The sequence below is a fragment of the Streptomyces sp. NPDC001889 genome (genome assembly GCF_053594535.1).
On sequence record NZ_JBSFER010000051.1, the window covers coordinates 1 to 18136 of the forward strand.

The 18136-nt window shown below is 73.4% G+C and carries 14 protein-coding genes and 1 riboswitch; of the genes, 8 read left to right on the forward strand and 6 right to left on the reverse strand.

All coding sequences use genetic code 11. The annotated features are described in order from the left end of the window. Positions 1 to 276 precede the first annotated feature (276 nt). Positions 277 to 873: a VanZ family protein gene (locus ACWCRA_RS34775; protein WP_351557892.1), complete on the reverse strand. Its 597-nt coding sequence runs from the start codon at positions 871 to 873 to the stop codon at positions 277 to 279. A gap of 395 nt (positions 874 to 1268) precedes the next feature. Here ACWCRA_RS34775 and ACWCRA_RS34780 point away from each other — a divergent pair, with 395 nt between their 5' ends. The 4 genes from ACWCRA_RS34780 (at position 1269) to ACWCRA_RS34795 (ending at position 4631) form a co-directional block, all read left to right on the forward strand. After that, positions 1269 to 1502, forward strand: a complete 234-nt coding sequence (locus ACWCRA_RS34780) for a hypothetical protein (RefSeq protein ID WP_351557890.1) — start codon at positions 1269 to 1271, stop codon at positions 1500 to 1502. Positions 1503 to 2056: 554 nt separating this feature from the next. Beyond that, positions 2057 to 2344 (forward strand): hypothetical protein, encoded by a 288-nt coding sequence (locus ACWCRA_RS34785; protein WP_451069435.1) that lies wholly within the window; start codon positions 2057 to 2059, stop codon positions 2342 to 2344. A 230-nt stretch (positions 2345 to 2574) separates the two neighbouring features. Continuing rightward, positions 2575 to 3108 (forward strand): EF-hand domain-containing protein, encoded by a 534-nt coding sequence (locus ACWCRA_RS34790; RefSeq protein ID WP_351557886.1) that lies wholly within the window; start codon positions 2575 to 2577, stop codon positions 3106 to 3108. Between the two features lie 155 nt (positions 3109 to 3263). Beyond that, a riboswitch (guanidine-III (ykkC-III) riboswitch) is annotated at positions 3264 to 3330 on the forward strand. A gap of 11 nt (positions 3331 to 3341) precedes the next feature. Further along, the gene (locus tag ACWCRA_RS34795) at positions 3342 to 4631 is read left to right on the forward strand and encodes an agmatinase family protein (protein WP_451069436.1); all 1290 of its coding nucleotides are present in this window, start codon (positions 3342 to 3344) and stop codon (positions 4629 to 4631) included. Between the two features lie 111 nt (positions 4632 to 4742). Here the strand turns inward: ACWCRA_RS34795 and ACWCRA_RS34800 are convergent, their stop codons facing one another. From ACWCRA_RS34800 to ACWCRA_RS34810, 3 genes are read right to left on the reverse strand one after another with little or no spacing between them, the layout of a single operon-like run. Beyond that, positions 4743 to 9134: a non-ribosomal peptide synthetase gene (locus tag ACWCRA_RS34800; protein WP_451069437.1), complete on the reverse strand. Its 4392-nt coding sequence runs from the start codon at positions 9132 to 9134 to the stop codon at positions 4743 to 4745. A gap of 14 nt (positions 9135 to 9148) precedes the next feature. Continuing rightward, the gene (locus ACWCRA_RS34805) at positions 9149 to 10690 is read right to left on the reverse strand and encodes an AMP-binding protein (protein WP_451069438.1); all 1542 of its coding nucleotides are present in this window, start codon (positions 10688 to 10690) and stop codon (positions 9149 to 9151) included. Next, complete coding sequence (locus tag ACWCRA_RS34810) at positions 10687 to 10950, reverse strand: acyl carrier protein (protein WP_451069439.1); 264 nt, start codon at positions 10948 to 10950, stop codon at positions 10687 to 10689. Before ACWCRA_RS34810 ends, ACWCRA_RS34805 begins: the two co-directional genes overlap by 4 nt. Before the next feature lie 275 nt (positions 10951 to 11225). Here ACWCRA_RS34810 and ACWCRA_RS34815 point away from each other — a divergent pair, with 275 nt between their 5' ends. Further along, a complete protein-coding gene (locus ACWCRA_RS34815; protein ID WP_451069440.1) occupies positions 11226 to 12167 on the forward strand; it encodes an oxygenase MpaB family protein in 942 nt (313 codons plus the stop codon). Between the two features lie 109 nt (positions 12168 to 12276). On the opposite strand, the gene ACWCRA_RS34820 is transcribed toward ACWCRA_RS34815, so the two are convergent. Continuing rightward, positions 12277 to 12915, reverse strand: coding sequence for a TetR/AcrR family transcriptional regulator (locus ACWCRA_RS34820; protein ID WP_351559327.1), 639 nt, complete (start codon positions 12913 to 12915; stop codon positions 12277 to 12279). Between the two features lie 236 nt (positions 12916 to 13151). On the opposite strand from ACWCRA_RS34820, the gene ACWCRA_RS34825 reads away from it, so the two are divergent. The 3 genes from ACWCRA_RS34825 to ACWCRA_RS34835 all read left to right on the forward strand — a co-directional run bounded on the left by ACWCRA_RS34825 (position 13152) and on the right by ACWCRA_RS34835 (position 17186). Continuing rightward, positions 13152 to 14654 carry an APC family permease gene (locus ACWCRA_RS34825; protein ID WP_451069441.1) on the forward strand — a complete coding sequence of 501 codons (1503 nt, stop codon included), beginning with the start codon at positions 13152 to 13154 and terminating at the stop codon, positions 14652 to 14654. Further along, complete coding sequence (locus ACWCRA_RS34830) at positions 14654 to 15754, forward strand: alcohol dehydrogenase catalytic domain-containing protein (RefSeq protein WP_451069442.1); 1101 nt, start codon at positions 14654 to 14656, stop codon at positions 15752 to 15754. The genes ACWCRA_RS34825 and ACWCRA_RS34830 overlap by 1 nt, the downstream gene beginning before the upstream one ends. A gap of 94 nt (positions 15755 to 15848) precedes the next feature. Next, positions 15849 to 17186, forward strand: coding sequence for an NAD-dependent succinate-semialdehyde dehydrogenase (locus tag ACWCRA_RS34835; RefSeq protein ID WP_451069443.1), 1338 nt, complete (start codon positions 15849 to 15851; stop codon positions 17184 to 17186). 75 nt (positions 17187 to 17261) lie between these two features. Here ACWCRA_RS34835 and ACWCRA_RS34840 read toward each other — a convergent pair whose 3' ends face one another. Continuing rightward, on the reverse strand, positions 17262 to 18050 hold the full coding sequence (locus ACWCRA_RS34840; protein WP_451069444.1) for a restriction endonuclease: 789 nt from the start codon (positions 18048 to 18050) through the stop codon (positions 17262 to 17264). Between the last annotated feature and the right edge of the window lie 86 nt (positions 18051 to 18136).

Genomic DNA, 18136 nt, shown 5'->3' on the forward strand with positions numbered 1-18136 from the left:
CCGCCTCGCGATCCACGGCACCGGACCCCGCTCACCGATCCGGCCCGATCCGAAAGAAACTCCCCAGCGCCGTGGGCCCCGGGACATGCCCCGGACCCCGGGCAGGGCGCGGTGTCGAGCCCTGCCCGGGGTCCGGCGAGGGTGGCCGGAGCGTACAGCGGCCCGCCCGGGCACGGGTGGCGGAGGACGGATGCGCGAGGACCCACGGCCCCGGGGCGGGCGCGGCGCGCACACCTGCACGCCGCACCGCATCACCGCCGCACCACATCACCGGCGTCATGGAACCCGCCGGCGCCCCTGCTTGAGCCGGCGCACCGCACCCGCCCAGCCGCTGCCCCACTTCTCCGTGCCGTTCGCGGGCACCACGGGCGGTTGCGCCGCCGGGGCCGGCTCGGGCGGGGGCGGCGGCGCTTGCGGAGGTTCCCGGTCCGGGGCGGGGACCGGCTCGGGCTCCGGCCTCGACAGGGCGTGGAAATGGTGGCCGATCCACCGTCCCACCAGGAGATAGGCGATCAGCGCCCCGGTGGTGTTGAGGATGACATCGTCCACGTCGAAGGCCCGGCCCTCGACGATGGCACCCTGCACCAGTTCCACCAGCACCATCACCACGGCGGCCGACAGCACCACCCGCAGCATCCGCAGCCGGCGCGCCACCAGGACCGGCAGAATCAGTCCGAAGGGCACTCCGAGCAGCAGATTGCCGCCGATCTGTTTGCAGGCGGCGAGGAAGGTGTACTCCTCGGCGTACTGTCTCAGCGAACGGCCGGGCTGGAGATTGGCCCCGGCGATATCGGCGGACGCGGTGGACGGAGTCAGGGTCAGCCGGGCGAGCACGATCGAGAACCCGACCAGCGCGACTGCCCCCAGAGTCATGATCAGCAGCCTCAGGGCAGTCCTTCTCCGTGACATCCGGGGGGATGTGGAGCGTTCTCCGGTCATGTGTCGCGGATGCCCCGCCCGGGCGCGATCAGGCCCTCCTCTCCCCATGAATGTCCGCGTCCCCGTCCGCGCACCCTCCCCGCCGTCCCGGTACGCGCGCGAGAGGGCGCAGGGCGGGGAGCCGCGCGCTGTCCCCGGATGATCCGGATGCGCCATCCGACCGCATCACCCCAGTTCGAAAGCGTTTCAGGTCTACTGGTGTAGACCTCTTGTGCCCTGTGATCGGCCCCGCTACGTTTCTGCTTGCCCGTTCCGGATCTTCAACCGGAGCGGCTCGCACAACTCCTGATGGCACACCACATCACCGCTCGGACAAGGGAGTTATGTTCATGAGAATGCGTCTCGGGGCCATCGCGGCCACCGTCTTCGCCACCGCCGCACTCACCCTCGGCAGCGCCTCCTCGGCCTCCGCCAGCATGGGATTCTGGGTCCACAGCCACCACGCCTCGCAGGCCGCCTGTCAGGCGGCCGGTGAAGCACTCCGGCCCCTCAACGGAGCGCTCTACCTCTGCAAGCCGTTCTCCGGGAAGGTCGGCGTCTACGAGCTGTGGGTCCGTTACTGACCGTCGCCGCCCCTCAGAAGAGAGCCGTCCTCCCCGGAGGGCGGCTCCGCCATGACCCGGCGCCGGTGTCGCGGCCCGCCCCGGACGGCCCCTGACCGCCCGCGGCGGCCCGGGCGGGGAACGCCACCGCCAGATCCGTGAGCAGCGCCTCGGCCCCTGGCGCGCGCGGGCGCCGGCCGGAACAGCGCGAACAACCCAGGGAAGATCTCCCCACCCGGCACAGGAGTGCGACAGCGTCGCCCGCGCCCAGGGGACTCCGCCCGCGCGGCCCGGAACAGCGCGCCCCTGCCGACCGACGGAACGCGGGGCACGGACCCGCGCACGGACCGGGTCCGGCCGTGGACAGGCGGCGAGTCAGGGATCGCGGCATCCGGGTCCGCCCCGGCGGGACCCGCTGAACGCCCCCCACCCCCTCGATGTGACGCCCGGCCACCGCAGGCGCCCTCCGCGCGTGCCGCCCCTGGCCGCCCCGCCCGCCTTTCCCGCTGTCGGACCGCTCGGCGCCAGGAGTACGATCGGCATATCTGAACGCGTTCAAATACGAGGAGCAGGTCATGTCCGAGCGGACCGTGCCCGACCCCGCCGCGTCACCAGCCGTTCTCCTGGGCCCCACAGCGCTCTTCTTCGGCGTCGTCTCCGTCCTCGGGACAGCGGTGCCCCGGCTCTTCTTCCTCACCCCGTTCACCGCGCTCGCCGGCGCGCTCGCCCTCACCTTCGGAATGACGGGCGTGCGCTACGGACGGCGCGGCGTCGGACGGCTGTGGGTCGCGGCGGCCGGGGCGGTCCTCGGTCTCCTCGGGTTCGGCGCCTTCATGAGCCTGCTCATCGCGTTCGCCGCCTAGGGAGTTTCTTCCGGATCAGGCAGGGCGAGCCCGGCCGGCGACGGGGCACGGGCTCCCCCGGCGGCCGGCCCGCCGCCATCCGGTGGCCCTGTGCCGCGTGTTCACCCAATCCGGTGGATTGAGCCAGGGGCGGCCGAAACCCCCGGGCGGAGGGACCACAGTGGAGGACAACACCACTCCCCGGCGGGCCACTTGATGGCATCCCGGCTTCATGAGAGGCAGCACCTTCGATGCGGACGGAAGCGCTCAACCGGGTCCAGCTCGTCTTCACCCTCTTCGACGCCAACGGCAACGGAGTCCTGGAGGCGGAGGACTTCACCTTGATGGCGGACCGGGTGCGGGCCGCCGTCCCCGGCGCGGAGCCGACGGCGCAGGAGGCCGTGGCGGTGGCGTTCCGGCGGTACTGGGAGACGCTGGTCGGCGAGTTGGACACGGACGGCGACGGCAGGGTCGACTTCGACGAGTACGTGGCCTGCGTGCTGGCGCCCGAGAAGTTCGACGGGGCCGCCGCGGAGTTCGCCGCCGCTCTGTCCACCGTCGGCGACCTGCGGGGCGACGGCCGGGTGGGGCGTTCGGAGTTCACCGCCCTGATGCTCGCGATCGGCTTCGCTCCGGCCAACATCGAGGCGCTCTTCGACGCCCTGGGCCCCGACGGGGAGGACCGCGTCGCCTCCGGCGCCTGGGACGCCTCCATCCGTGAGTACTACCGCCCCGACGCCGACGGCACCGTCGGCGATCTGCTGGTCGCCCTCCCGGCAGGCTGATCCGCGCGCGCCGGGCGGCGGTGGCGCGGGCGCGCGACACAACGGCACCGCCGAAACGCCCGTGGCCGGGAGTGGACGCGCACTCCCGCCACGGACCACATGCCGTCTACACCGGGTGTGCCCTGAACCGTTCGCGCTTCGGTGCTATGGTGCCGGTGAGGTGCTATCAGAGCGCCCGCCGACGAGGGTGGCCGTACCGGTTCCGCGTAAAGACGGCCTCGTTGGAGGCTGAAATGCCGAAAACACCCGAGCCCCGTGAGCAGGACATCACCACGGCATCATCGGGGAACGACTCTCCCCCCGAGGACCGGGGCACACCGCCCGGTTCCGGCCCCGCACACGCACACCCGCACTCCCACGCGCACAGCCACTCCCACAGCGACGCCTTCGCCATGAAGGAGGGCAGGTGGGCCCAGGACGCCGAACAGCGGATCTCGCTCTTCCGGCACGACGAGGAGATCGAGCGGGGGCTCGCCTTCGGACTGCCCGGATCGCCGACACTCGTCGACAGGACGATTCCCACGTTCTCCCGCGGTGAACTGCCGCACTTCGCGGGTGAGCGGGGAACCTTCCTCAAGACCCCCTTCCTGGAGGACGTCAACCAGGTCGAGGACGCCGAGGTCGCCGTGTTCGGGGCACCTCTCGACTCGGGTGCCACCTACCGGCCCGGGGCCCGGTTCGGACCGCAGGGAATCCGGCGGTCGACGAATCTGTTCGGCACCTACTGCTTTGAACTCGGTGTCGATCTGCGCGAACAGCTGAACATCGTCGACATCGGCGACGTGTTCACCATCCCCGGCAATCTGGAGAAGTCGTTCGACCAGATCAGCCAGGCGATGGCGCATGTGTACCAGCGCGGCGTCTTCCCGGTCATCCTGGGCGGTGACCACTCCATCGGATATCCGACGATCCGGGGAATGACGCCGTACGTCGACGGGAACATCGGCATCATCCACTTCGACCGGCATGTGGACACCCAGGAGACCGACCTGGATGAGCGCATGCACACCACGCCGTGGTTCCACGCGACGAACATCAAGAACGCCCCCGCGACGAACCTCGTCCAGATCGGCATCGGCGGCTGGCAGTCGCCACGAGCCGGCGTCAAGGTCGGGCGTGAGCGTGGCACCACCATCATCACGGTGGGGGATGTCGAACGGGTCGGTATCGAGAAGGTCGCGGAGATCGCGCTGGAGACGGCGTGGAAGGGCGCCAAGGCGGTGTACCTCTCCTTCGACATCGACGTCATCGACGCGGGCTTCGTGCCCGGGACCGGCTGGCCGGAGCCGGGCGGACTGCTGCCGAGGGAAGCCCTGAACCTCATCAGGATGATCTCGGCCCCCGGTCTCGCCGGACTGGAAGTCGTCGAATGCGCTCCCCCGTACGACTGGGCGGAACAGACGGCGCTGCTCAGCTCGCGCGTCATCCTGGACTCCCTCGCGGTCCTGGTCCGGGAGGGCCACCTCGGGAGGAAGGCGGCCCTGCGGGACCGGCACGCCTGGGGGCCGAGAATCGCGTCCTGACCCGGGTCGTTCGGCGGGAGGCGCTCGCGAAGGCCTCCCGCCTGCCCGCCGCACGGCGCGGTGGCGGCCGGGCCGGCGGGGCACGCGTGCCCCGCCGGCGGTGCGCGGCGGTTACCGCGCCGGTGGCGGCAGGAAGCCCAGCCGGATGAACGAGGCGACCTGGGCGGCGAAGAGTTCGCGGTCCATCCGCGGGGGGACGACACCGCTCCCCCGCAGCGCCTCCCGGGTGCTCGTCGCGTCGAAGGCCACGCCGTCGCCGTGCGGTGTCCCCCCGCCGGCCGCCCCCGCCGGCAGCAGGGGAAGCAGCGGGAAGGCCGTGTTGGCGGCGTCGCTCTCGACGGCCCGGCGCCACTCCCCCAGCGGGACGCCCTCGATGGCGTAGCCGAGCGAGCGCAGCCACCCGACCGTCCGGGCGAGGGAGAGCCGGTGCCCGCTCGCCAGATGGAAGGTGCGGTTCGCCGCGCGGGGATCGCGGGACAGGGCGACGACGGCCGCGCTGACATAGTCCACGGGAACCAGGTCGAAGCCCTCCACCAGGTCCTCGGGGGCGCGGCCCGCCTCGACGCACCCCTTGAGCAGGAGCCAGAGGTAGTCGGAGGTCTGGCACAGACCCGTGTCGGACGCGCCCCAGATCCGCGAGGGACGGTAGACCGACACGGGCAGTCCGCGTTCCCGCGCCCGCTCCAGCAGTGTTTCGGCCGCCCACTTGCTCTGGGCGTAGCCGTTCCGCAGGCTCGCGGCCGGAGGCAGTGGCTCCGTCGGGGGTACGGGGCCGCCGCCGGGAGCGCGGCCCGAGTGGACCCCGACCGTCGAGATGTGGTGCAGGGGCACCGTGCGGTGGAGCGCCGCCAGCCGGAGCACCTCCGCCGTGCCGTGCACATTGGCGGCCCGGAGCTGCTCGTACGAGTGGGCGAGGTTCACCGCGGCGCCCGCGTGGTAGACGGCGTCGACGCGGCGGGCGAGCCGGTCGAAGGTGTCGGCGGTGAGGCCGAGCCGCTGCCGGGTCAGGTCTCCCGGCACGGCCGCGATCCGGTCCGTGAAGTCGTCGTGCCAGAGCCCGTATCCGTCGAGCGCCGCGCGCAGCCGCTTGGCGCCGGTGGGCGCGTCGCAGGCGCGGACGAGGCAGTGCACGGTGGCGTCGGTGGTACGGAGCACTTCGGCGAGCAGGAAGGTGCCGAGGAAGCCGGTGCCTCCGGTGAGCAGGACCCGCTCGGGGCTCGCCGGTGGTGTCCGGCGCGCCCCGGACGCGGGGACGATCCCGGGGGGCAGTTCGATGTCGCCGCTCAGGTCGGGCAGGGCGGGCCGGTGCGCGGTGCCGGCCAGGAGTGCGGCCATCCGCCGGACCGTCGGCGCCGCGAAGAAGGACGCGAGGCCCAGCCGTACGCCCCACTCCTCGTGCACCCGGAGCAGCAGCCGCACCACGAGCAGGGAGTCCCCGCCGACGGAGAAGAAGTCATCGTCCACCCCGATCCGTTCCACGCCGAGGACCTCGCGCCAGATGGCCGCCATGCGGCGTTCCGGTTCGGTGGCCGGCGGGGCGGTCGCCGTTCCGGGCGCTTCCCGTCCGTCCGGAACCCGCCCGGGGGCGGAGAGCGCGGCCCGGTCCACCTTGCCGCTGGGGGTGAGGGGGAGCCGGGGCAGCGGCAGCAGCAGGGAGGGGACCAGGGCGTCGGGCAGCGACTGCCGCAGGGCGCCGCGCAGCCCTTCCGCGTCGGGGGCGTCCCGGCCGGCCGGCACGTAGTGGGCCACGAGCCGGGTGGTGCGGGCGGCGGAGACATCGGCCGTGACCACGGCGTCGGCGACTCCGGGGACGGCCTTGACCGCGGACTCGATCTCGCCGAGTTCGACCCGGTGGCCCCGGACCTTGACCTGGCCGTCGCGCCGGCCGTGGAAGACGATCGTGCCGTCGGGACGGAAGGAGCCCCGGTCGCCGCTGCGGTACAGCGTGGCGGGGCGGGAGGTGAACGGGTCCCGGACGAACTTCCGCCGGGTCAGCTCGGGCCGTTCATGGTAGCCGAGGGCGACGCTCTCACCGCCGATGCAGATCTCGCCGACCGCGCCGGGGGGCACCGGGGAGAGCTGTTCGTCGAGGATGAGGATGCGCGCGCCGGGCAGCGGGCGCCCGATGTCCGCGCGGTCCGGCCAGTGCTCGGGCGGGCCGGTGAGCCGTCCGGCGGTGACGACATGCGTCTCGGACGGGCCGTACTGGTTGTCGAGCACGGCCGCGGTGTTCACCGTGAAGAAGCGTCTGACGGCCGGGGTGAGGAAGAGCTGCTCGCCGGCGCTGATGACCTCGCGCAGGGCGGGGCAGGGCCGCCCGCCGGTGGACGCGGCGTACTCGGCGAGCTGCTGAAGGGCGACACAGGGGAGGAAGATCCGCTCGATGGCGGCGTTCTCGACCAGGGCGAGCAGCGCGGCGGGATCGCGCCGCACGGCCTCGTCGACCAGGACGAGGGTGCCGCCGGCGGCCCAGGTGGCGAACAGCTCCTGGAAGGCCACATCGAAGCTCATGGGGGCGAGTTGCGCGGTTCGTCCGGTGCCGCTCCCCGTCGCGGAGGAGCGGCGGACCTGCTGGTCGACGACGGCGGCGAGCGTGCGGTGGGGCAGCACCACGCCCTTGGGCCGGCCGGTGGAGCCGGAGGTGTACACCATGTAGGCGGGGTCGTCGCGGTGGATGTCGCGCGGCAGCTCCCCGAGCGCGCGGTCGCCCCGGGCCGCCGCCGGGGCGCCGGCCCGTGCCTCGTCCAGGGGGAGCGGCCGGACACCGGCCCGGCCCGCGAGGCGGTCGTGGAGGGGGCCGCGGTCCGTCAGGACCACCTCCACCCGGCTGTCGTCGAGCATGAAGTGGAGCCGTTCCGCCGGGTAGGACGGGTCGAGGGGGACACAGCAACCGCCCGCCTTGAGCACCGCGAGCACGGCGACCGGCAGATCGAGGGAGCGCTCCAGCAGCACCCCGATCCGGCCCCGGCCGTGTCCGTCCGCGACCAGTCTCGCGGCCACCGCGCCGGCGGCGGCGTCCAGCTCCGCGTAGGTCAGCCGCTCGCTCCCGTGGACGGCCGCCGGAGCGTCCGGGGTGCGCGCCGCCGCGCGGGCGAACGCCTCGTGCGCCAGGGGCGCGCCGGGGGTGGCGGCGGGGCCGTGGGCCCAGGTCCCGGTGACCCGTGCGCGGTCCTCGGCGGTGAGCGCGGTCAGCTCCGCCACGGCCGTGTCGGGGCGGGCCACGGCGTCCGTCAGCAGGGCGAGGAAGCGCTCGGCGAGGCGCCGGCCGGTGGCGGGGGTGAAGAGGTCCGCCGCGTACTCCAGCCGGCCCCGGTAGGTGCCGTTCTCCGGGACGAGGTGGACGAAGACGTCGAACTTCGCCGTTCCGTTGTGCGGGTACAGGCGCTCGGCGCGCACCCCGGGCAGCGAGAGTCCCGGGGCCTGGCCGTCGTCCACGGTCAGAACGACCTGGAAGAGCGACATCCGGGCGCGGCTGGGGCGCACCCCGGCCAGGGCCACGAGCCGGGTGTACGGCATCTGGCTGTGCGCCGTGACCGCGCGGACGGTGGCGCGTGTCCGGGCGACCAGCTCCCGGAAGGACCGCTCCGGTTCCAGGCGCAGCCGCAGCGGCAGGGCTTCGGCGAGGCAGGCGACCATGGATTCGGTGGCGAGACCGGCGCGCCGGGAGACCGGGGCGCCGAGGACGATGTCGCGCTGTTCGCCGTGGCGGCCGATGAGCGCGGTGAGGGCCGCGGCGCAGACCACGAACGGGGTGGCCCTGAGCTGGTGGCAGAGCCGGCGCAGCCGGGTGGCGAGCTCCCGGTCCACGGTGAATCCGGTCACCGCGCCCCGGTGGCCGAGCAGTTCCGGGCGCGGCCGGTCGAGCGGGAAGGTGGACTCCAGGGGGATGCCGGCCAGGGTCTCCCGCCAGTGGGCGACGGTGTCGGCCCCGGGTTCCCGCTCCCGTTGCGCGCGGGCGTACGGGCCGAGGTGGAGGGGCAGCCCGGGCAGCGCGGGTCCGGGCTCCCCCCGTGCCTGTCGGTACAGGGCGCTGAATTCCTCGTCGAGCAGATGCAGGGACCAGCCGTCGACGACCGCGTGGTGCAGGGCGACGGCCAGCACCGCCGCGCCGTCGCCCGGTTCGATGAGGGTGGCGCGGAGCAGGGGCGGCTCGTCCAGCGGCAGCGGGCCCGAGACGGCCTCGCGGACGGCGGCGTCCAGGCCGCCGGGCGTCACCCGTCGTCTGACGAGCGGTACCGGCAGCGGCGGCAGCACCTCCTGCCGGGGCTGCCCGTCCACCAGCCGCAGCCGGCTCCGCAGGGACTCGTGCCGCCGGACGATCCCGGTGAGCGCCGCTTCGACGGCGGAGACGTCCACGGCGCCGTGGAGCCGGTGGGTCCAGGACTCCACGTAACGGGAGACGCCCTCCCCCAGCGCGTCGTCGAGCCAGATCGCCTCCTGCTCGTACGACATCGGATGGCTCACCGGCGCGGGGCCGTCGCCGGCGGGGTGGCCGATCGCCATGGGCTGCTCCTGTCTCATCGGAGTGCGGCGGGGTCGAGGGGGGTGGCGAGCAGCGCCGTCAGGGCGGCGTGGTCCACCTTGCCGTTGGGGGTGAGCGGGAAGGCGGGCTGCCGGGAGAGGCGATGGGGTACGAGGTAGGGGGGCAGGGCCGCCGCCAGTTCGCGCCGGAGGTCCGCCGGAGAAAGGTCCCGGTGGCCGGGGGTGCCAGGGGGTTCGGTCGTGTAGAACAGGGCCAGTCGCACGGTGCCGTCCGTTCCGTCGCGCTGGGCCGTGACGACACACGCCCGTACGCCGGGGACGGCGCGGCCCGCCTCCTCGATCTCCTGGGGCTCCACGCGGTGCCCGGCCACCTTCACCTGCCGGTCGCCCCGGCCGCGGAAGTGGAGGACGCCGTCGCCGTCCACCGCGCCGAGGTCGCCGGTGCGGTAGATCCTGGTCGGGGTGCCCGCAACACAAACGGTAAGGAACTTCTCGGCAGTGAGCCGGGAATCTCCCAGGTACTCGCGGGCCAGCCCCTCCCCCGATACGCAGATCTCGCCGACGGTTCCGGGCGCGACGGGGTCGTCGCCGGACAGGATGTGTATCCCGGTGCGGGAGACGGGGGTGCCCAGGGGCACTCCGCCGGGTGCGGCGCACTCCGCGTCGCCGACGGGCCCGGTGGTGGCGAAGACACAGCTCTCCACCGGTCCGTAGCAGTTGGTCAGGGTCAGCCCGGGGTGTGCCTCCCGGCAGAGGCGGGCGTGCCGGACGGACATGCGCTCACCCCCCGTGAGCACCGTGCGCAGCCCGCTGAAGCAGTCGAGGTCCTCCTCGACCAGCAGGTTGAACAGGGCGGTGGTCAGGAAGACGGTGTCGACCCCCGACCCGCGCACGAGGGAGCGCAGGGTGCCGGGCATCAGCCGGTCGCCCCCGGCCATCACACAGCGGCCCCCGGTCATCAGCGGTCCCCAGACCTCCAGGGAGAAGGCGTCCCAGGCGACGGGCGCGGCCTGGAGCATGGCCCGCCGGGGGCCGGTCCAGGTCGCGGCGTCGGGGGCCAGCCGGGTGGTGGCGCGGTGCGGGGAGACGACGGCCTTGGGGACGCCCGACGTTCCCGAGGTGAAGAACACCGCCGCGGGATCGTCACCGCTGATTCCCTGCGCGGGCGCGGGAGAGCCGCCGGGCGCGGTCCACGGCGGCGCCCCGGCGGGGGGAGCCCAGAGGGGGACGGGGTGGCCGGGCGGGGGTTCCCGGGTGATGAACAGCGGCGGTTTCAGCGTCTCCAGGACGGTACGGACCCGCCGGGGCGGCCAACGGTGGTCCAGCGCCGCGTATCCGGCTCCGCACCGGAGCACGGCGAGCAGTACCGCGACCAGGCGCGCCGACCGGGGCAGGGCGACCGGCACCAGGGTGCCGGGGCCGACGCCGAGGGCGCTCAGCCGGGCCGCGCAGAAGGCGGCGGCGGAGTCGAGTTCCGCGTAGGTCATGCTCTCGTGGCCCGCGACGACGGCGAGGGCGCCGGGGGTGGCCGAGGTCTGCCGGGCCACCGCCTCGTGGATGAGGACCGGTGTGCTCATCGCGCCGTCACCGCCGCCACCGCCGCCAGGACGATCTCCGCGAACTCGCCCAGGCTGTCGCTGTCCAGCAGGCTCTCCGGGGCGATCGCCACCCCGGTCTCCCGCTCGATGCGCAGACACACCCGCATCGCCTGGAGGGAGGTGCCGCCGAAGGCGTGGAAACTCTGCCCCGCCGACACCGGCCCGGCGCGCAGGACTGTCCCGACGATGCCGATCACCCGGGCCGTGTCCAGCTCCAGCGGCCCGGGCTCATCGGACAACGTTTTCCCGGACAGTGTCTCCCGCGACACCCGTTCCCTGGACGTCACTTCCCCGGATACCGGCGCAGCCACCGCTTCACTCCTTCTGTGCGTTCGTGTCCGTGTGCGGCACGGCCCCGTTGAGGTCGGTTTCCCCGCGTGCCGCTTCCCAGAGATGCACGGTCGTGCCCCCGCGCCCGTTCATCGGGTGCCGCCCGCTTCCACCGCCGCACGCGACCGGGGAGGGGCACCGGGTGGGAGAATGGCGGTCACGGAACGGTGACCAGGGGGGCGCGTTGCAACGGTACGACCGGCTCAAGGAGATCCAGCGGATGGACCCCGAGCGGGACTTCCACGCGATGTACCGGCTCATCGCCGCGTACGAGTTCCCGTGGGATTTCAGCCGCGCCCTGGAGTTCGCCCTGTTCCGTACCTACGCGGTGCCCAGTATCGGGTCGCTGCTGTTCCGTACGGCGGAGTTCACCGAGCGGCCCCAGAAGCGGTACGACGACACCGTGCTGTTGCTGGACGCGGTGGTGGAGCACGGTTTCGGCGCCGAACAGGGGCGGACGGCGATCCGCCGGATCAATGGGATGCACCGGAGTTACGACATCGGCGACGGCGACATGCGGTATGTGCTGTCCACCTTCGTCGTGATGCCCAAGCGCTGGATCGACGCGTACGGCTGGCGCCGGCTCACCGGCCACGAGCTGCGGGCCTGTGTCGCGTACTACCGGCACCTGGGCCGGCACCTGGGGATCGTGGACATCCCGGAGACCTTCGCGGAGTTCGAGGCGTGTCTCGACGCGTACGAGTCGGAGCACTTCGGCTGGGACGAGGGCGGTCGCGCGGTCGCCGACGCCACGCTGGGGCTGATGGCCTCGTGGTACCCGCGGGCCCTGGCGCCGGGGGTGCGGGCGGCCGGCATCGCGCTGCTCGACGAACCCCTGCGGGAGGCGTTCCGCTTCCCGGCGCCGCCGGCGCTGCTGCGCGGGGCGGTCGAGCGGGCGCTGCGGCTGCGCGGCCGGGCGGTCCGGCTGCTCCCGCCCCGGCGGGCACCGCACTTCGGGCGGCAGAACCCGGAGATCAAGGGGTACCGCCGGGGCTACCGGCCGGCGGACCTGGGGACGCGTCCGGTGCCCGGCATCGGGGCCTGCCCGGTGCCGCACGGCCAGGGGAAGCAGGACGGTCCCCGGGACCGGGCCCCCGAGCCGGGGTCCGGGGGCGGGCGGGAGTAGGGACGGGAGCGGGCCGGCCCGTACGCGCACCGCTTCCCGGCCCCCTGGCCCTGGCCGGGCCCTTGGGCGCCGGGCAGGGCCAGGGAGGGGCCGGCCGGGGTGCCGGGTCTCAGGGGGTGGCCAGGGTGCCGGGCGGGAGTGCGAGTTCGGTCTCCGCGGTGGTACGGGCCAGGTCGGCGATGGGTGCGGTACGGGCGTCGGCGCTGGTGTTGATGTAGGCGCTGGTCCCGTCGATCGCGACGAGGATGCGTACCGCCGCCGTCCACGGGTTCGCGCAGCGGAAGGACTGTGTCCGCGTGCCCTCGGCGATGAGCCGCTCGATGCGGCGGCACCAGAGCTGCTCCTGGTCGACGACGTGGTCACGGAGCGCGGGCCGGTAGCGCGACAGGTGCCGCGCGTTCAGCCAGAGCTTGCTGACGTTGTCGAACTCGGTGCTCGCGATGAGGGTGAAGAAGCGCCGGAGCGTGCTCAGCGGGGTCTCGTGCCCGGGGCCTCGCGGCTCCTCCGGGAGGAGGCCGTCGAGCTCGGCCAGGGTGGCGCTGGTGAAGGCTTCCGCGACCAGGGTGTCGGCGACGGGAAAGTAGTGGCTGACCAGGCCGGGCCGGACACCGAGCTGGTCGGCGACCCGCCGCAGCGTGATGCACTCCAGTCCTTCGGCGAGCCCTGTCCGCGCGGCGGCGCGGATGATCTCGTGGCGGCGCTCGGTCGGCGCCTTGCGGGTTCGGGGGCCGGAATCCCTTGACGTCATGGAGCGAATGCTATTGAGTGAGTGACCAATCGGCAATTGGTCAGACAGCCAATAACGTCGGGATTCGAGAAACCGCAGCTCAGGGGCGATATTCCGCCCCCAGCGGCGCGGGAGTGGTCACCGCCACTCCCGGGAGAACCCGCGCCTGGGGCGCACCTGCGCCGGCCTTCCGGGCCGGCGGCACAGGCACAGCCCGCGCACACGGAACAGCGCGCAGCACCGCACAGGAGACCATCGTGGACGACACTCGCACCGATGCCGGCGAACTCGCCGGGTACGGATACCAGCAGGAGCTGAAACGGACCCTCTCCGCGTGGGCGGTGTTCGCCATCGGATTCGCGACGATCTCACCCGTCGTCGGGGTCTACGCCGTCGTCCAGCTCGGCTTCGTCTTCGCGGGCCCCGCGTGGATCTGGGCGGTCGTGGTGGCCTTCCTCGGGCAGCTGACGGTCGCCGTGGTCTACGCGGAGCTGTCGTCCCAGTTCCCGATCACGGGCGGCGTCTACCAGTGGGTGCGCCGGCTGGGCGGGCCCCGGATCGGCTGGCTGGTCGGCTGGATCTACCTCGCGTCGGCCGTGGCGTCCCTCACCACCGTGGCCTACCTGGGCGCGACCTGGCTGCACATGCTCTTCGGCGACGGCACGCTGTCGGCGGGCGCCCATGTGCTCCTGGGGGTGGTCTTCGTCGCGGTGGCCCTCGGGATCAACCTCCTGGGCGTCAATCCGGTGAAGCACTTCCTCAACGCCGGGATCATCGCCGAGGGCGTCGCCTCCATCGCGGTGAGTGTGTTCCTGCTGGTTTTCGTGCACAACAACGGCTTCGGCATCCTCTTCGAGACACTGGGCGCCGAGTCGGTCTCCGGCGGCTCGGCCCTGGCGGGCTTTCTGACCGCTCTCGCGGTCGCCGGCTGGGCCTTCCTGGGCTTCGACGCGACCACCCAGGTGGCCGAGGAGACCGAGCACCCCCGGCGCAGCGTCCCCCGGGCCCTGCTGCGGGCGTACCTCTTCGTCGCCTTCACGGTCCTGCTGACCGGGCTCGCGGTGACCCTCGCGCTGCGGAACCCCGAGGACGCCGTCTCCGGCGAACTCGCCGACCCGGTCTTCACCGCCGTGACCCAGGGCCTGGGCGGATGGAGCGAGAAGCCCTTCGTCCTCCTCATCCTGATCGCGTTCTTCGCCTGCGCCATCTCGATCCAGACGTACATCGGGCGCGCCGTCTACTCCTTCGCCCGCGACCGCCAGCTCCCCTTCTCCTCGAAGCTCGCCACCGTCGGGCCGCGCCAGATCCCGTATGTCTCGCTCATCGTGACGGCCGGGCTCGCCAGCCTCGGACTCCTGCTCGGGCTGAACGGCAACGCCGCCGCGACACTGATCGCCTTCGGCTCCGGCGGTTTCTACTTCATCTTCCTGGCCGTGGCGGTCGTGGCGCTGGTCGCCAGGCTGACCGGCCGGTGGAAGCCCGCCGCGGGACTGCTCAGACTGGGCCGGGCCGGCCTGGTGATCAATGTCCTGGCCGTGGTGTGGCTGCTCTTCGAGGCCGTCAACATCGCCTGGCCCCGGGTCGAGCTGGCCCCGGCCGACGGCAGCTGGGTGCAGGTCTGGGCCGTGATCCTGGTCTTCTCGGTCCTCTTCGCCGCCGGTCTGCTCTATGTCCTGATCGCCAAGCCCCACACCAGGCTCCCCGCCGTCGCGGCCGCCGAACCCACCGCCCCGACCACCGAAGAGGTGAAGGCACCGTGATGCCGTCGAAGCTCTCCCCCGCCGTCGTCTTCGACCCCGAGTCGGGGCTGACCTCACGCGAGGTGTCGCTCCGGCCCGCCGGACCGGGCGAGGTCGAGATCGATGTCCGCGCGGCGGGCGTGTGCCACTCGGATCTGCATGTCGTGACGGGCGACTGGCCGAGCGACCGCCCGCTGGTCCTCGGGCACGAGGCCGCCGGAGTGGTGACCTCGGTCGGGACCGGCGTCACCTCGCTGAAGGCCGGTGACCACGTCGTCCTCTCCTGGTTCGCGCCCTGCCGCCGCTGCCGCAAATGCGTGGCCGGGACGGCGTGGCTGTGCACCGGCACCAAGGCCGTCGCCAATATGCTCCCCGACGGCACCACCGCCTTCGCCGACGACCGGGGCGAGCCGGTGTGGCCCTACCTCGGCCTGGGGGCCTTCACGGAGCGGCTGGTCGTGCCGGAGGTGGCCGCGGTGAAGGTCCCGGACGAGCTGCCGTTCAGTATCGGCGCCCTTCTCGGCTGCGCCGTCACGACCGGAATCGGCGCCGTCGTGAACACGGCGGGTGTCCGCCCCGGCGAGTCCGCGGTGGTCATCGGCACGGGCGGGGTCGGACTCTCCGTCGTGATGGGCCTCCGGCTGGTCGGAGCCGATCCCGTCATCGCCGTCGACCTCTCGGCCGACCGCCTCGCCACGGCACGGCGGTTCGGCGCCACCCACACCCTCGACGGTGCCGCGACCGATGTCGCCGCCTGGTGCCAGGACGAGTTCGGCGGGGTGGACTACGCCTTCGAGGCGATCGGCAGTCCCAAGGTCATCGGCACCCTCCCGGCCATGCTCACCTCGGGCGGCGCGGCGGTCCTGGTGGGCATGGCGGCGACCGGCGCGACGGCCGCGTTCGACCCGTTCGACCTCGCCGACCAGGGCAAGCGCATCCTCGGCTGCAACTACGGCTCCAGCATCGGGGAGATCGACATCCCCAAGCTGGCCCGTCTCTACCTGGCCGGCCGGCTGCCCCTGGACGACCTGGTCGGGCGCACCCGTCCCCTGAGCGAGGCGGCGGCCGCCTTCGACGACCTCCGGTCGAACACCGGCGGCCGGACGATTCTCGAACCGTGAGGTTTCCCCCCACCCGGCGCGCGGCAGACGCACCCATACGCCCACACTCAGGGCAGACGGTTGCCGCGACCGTCCCCAACCCGTTCCAGGAGGCATGATGTACGCCGTCACCGACCCGACCACCGGTGAGGTCACCGCTACCTACCCGACCGCCACGGACGCCGAGGTGGCGGCGGCCGTCGACGCCGCCCACGCGGCCACCGCCTGGGGGCGGGCCGGCTCCGTGGCCGAGCGCGCCGCGCTGCTGCGGCGCCTCGGCGAGCTGCACACCGAGCACCGGGCCGAGCTGGCCGCGAGCATCGTCCTCGAAATGGGCAAGCCGCTCCCGGAGGCCGAGGGCGAGATCGACTTCTGCGCCGACATCTACCGGTACTACGCCGACCACGCCGAGGGGTTCCTCGCGGACGAACCGCTCGATCTGCTCTCCGGTCCCGGCACCGCCGTCCTCCGGCGCAGCCCGGTGGGCGTGCTCCTCGGCATCATGCCCTGGAACTTCCCGGCCTACCAGGTCGCCCGCTTCGCCGCCCCGAACCTCGCTCTCGGCAACACCCTTGTGCTCAAGCACGCGCCGCAGTGCCCGGGCACCGCCGCGCTGCTGGAGAAGCTGTTCGCCGAGGCCGGTTTCCCCACCGGGGCCTATGTCAACGTCTACGCCACCCATGAGCAGATCGCGGAGATCATCGCCGACCCCCGTGTCCAGGGGGTCTCCCTCACGGGCTCCGAGCGGGCCGGCGCGGCCGTCGCGGAGATCGCCGGGCGGCACCTCAAGAAGGTCGTCCTCGAACTCGGCGGCTCCGACCCCTTCGTCGTCCTGTCCACCGACGACCTCGACGCGGTCGTGGACTCCGCCGTCGCCGCCCGCCTCGACAACACCGGACAGGCCTGCAACGCCGCCAAGCGGTTCGTGGTGGTCGACCGTCTCCACGACGAGTTCGTCGAGCGGTTCACCGCGAGGCTGCTCGCGGGCGAGACCGGCGCACCGCTGTCGTCGGCCGCCGCCGCCGAGAACCTGGGCCGCCAGGTCGAGGCGGCCGTCGCCCAGGGCGCCACCCTGCACAGCACCGGCGAGCGGCGCGGCGCGTACTTCCCGGCCGGGGTCCTGACCGGTCTCACCACCGAGCACCCGGCGGCCCGGGAGGAACTGTTCGGGCCGGTGGCCATGGTCTTCCGCGCCTCCGGCGAGGAGGACGCGGTGCGGATCGCCAACGACACCCCCTACGGGCTCGGCTCGTACGTCTTCACCACCGACCCGGCCCAGGCCGCGCGGGTCGCCGACCGGATCGACGCCGGCATGGTCTTCGTCAACGGCGTCGGTGCCGAGGGCGCCGAACTCCCCTTCGGCGGGGTCAAGCGCTCCGGTTTCGGCCGCGAGCTGGGCCGGCCCGGGATCGAGGAGTTCGTCAACAAGAAGCTCATCCGGACCGTCGGCTGACCGAGGGCGCGCGTACCGCGGGGCCGGGGCGGATGTCACCGCCCCGGCCCCGCGGTACGCGCCCCGCCCGGTGCCCTACTCCACAGGAGTGCCCGGGGCGGGTACGGCCGCCTCCCAGGGCGCGGGGCCGGTACGGTCCGCCCAGGCGGCCAGGGCCCGGTGGTCGAAGCAGTGGATTCCGCACTCGGCGGCGTAGTCGGCCGCGGGCCGGGTGAACTCGCCGGTGGTCACGATCGCCGCGACATCGGCCTCGTGGACCGCGAAGCAGGTGCCGCCGAAGCGCTGGGTGTCCTGCGAGCCGACCTTGTTCACCGGGCCGTAGCGCTTGCACTGGATGACCACGCGCAGCCCGCCGGGGGACGTGGCGGTCACATCGGCACCGAGATCCCCCGCGCCTCCGTCGACCGTCACGTCACGGCAGCCGTCCCGCTCGCAGAGCGCCGCCACGGCCTGCTCGAAGACCAGGGGGTCCATGGAGGCGAAGTCGACGGGTCCGGACTCCGGTACCGGCTCCACGGGCTCCGGCCGGACGGGCTCGGGCTCGGGGGCGACGGACTCCCCCACGGGCCCGGGCTCCGCCCGCTCCCACGCGGCGGGCTCCCGCGCGGCCGGCACCATCGCTCCCTCGGCCGGCGGCGGTGCCACCGCCCGGGGGCGGCGCCGGGAGCGCGCGGCGGTCACGAGAAGCGCGGTGGCCACCAGGACGGCCAGCGCGAGGACGAACGGCCCGTAGGCGCCCGCCGCCCGCACCAGCGACCGCAGCGCCAGCCCCGCGCCACAGAGCAGCGCGGCCGCCAGCCCGAACGCGAGCGCCGTCTGACGCATGCTGAACGCCGGGCCGCGCCTTCCGCGTGCCGTCGTCACGGACGGTCGCCCCCCTCCTCGGCGGGAGAGGGAACCGGGGCCGCGCGTCACCGTCCTGAGCCCGTCGCCTCGGCACCGGCCCCGGG

Coding starts and splice junctions, on each gene's coding strand:
- ACWCRA_RS34775 (WP_351557892.1), bottom strand. CDS start 873: ATGACTCTGGGGGCAGTCGCGCTGGTCGGGTTCTCGATCGTGCTCGCC.
- ACWCRA_RS34780 (WP_351557890.1), top strand. CDS start 1,269: ATGAGAATGCGTCTCGGGGCCATCGCGGCCACCGTCTTCGCCACCGCC.
- ACWCRA_RS34785 (WP_451069435.1), top strand. CDS start 2,057: ATGTCCGAGCGGACCGTGCCCGACCCCGCCGCGTCACCAGCCGTTCTC.
- ACWCRA_RS34790 (WP_351557886.1), top strand. CDS start 2,575: ATGCGGACGGAAGCGCTCAACCGGGTCCAGCTCGTCTTCACCCTCTTC.
- ACWCRA_RS34795 (WP_451069436.1), top strand. CDS start 3,342: ATGCCGAAAACACCCGAGCCCCGTGAGCAGGACATCACCACGGCATCA.
- ACWCRA_RS34800 (WP_451069437.1), bottom strand. CDS start 9,134: ATGGCGATCGGCCACCCCGCCGGCGACGGCCCCGCGCCGGTGAGCCAT.
- ACWCRA_RS34805 (WP_451069438.1), bottom strand. CDS start 10,690: ATGAGCACACCGGTCCTCATCCACGAGGCGGTGGCCCGGCAGACCTCG.
- ACWCRA_RS34820 (WP_351559327.1), bottom strand. CDS start 12,915: ATGACGTCAAGGGATTCCGGCCCCCGAACCCGCAAGGCGCCGACCGAG.
- ACWCRA_RS34830 (WP_451069442.1), top strand. CDS start 14,654: ATGCCGTCGAAGCTCTCCCCCGCCGTCGTCTTCGACCCCGAGTCGGGG.
- ACWCRA_RS34835 (WP_451069443.1), top strand. CDS start 15,849: ATGATGTACGCCGTCACCGACCCGACCACCGGTGAGGTCACCGCTACC.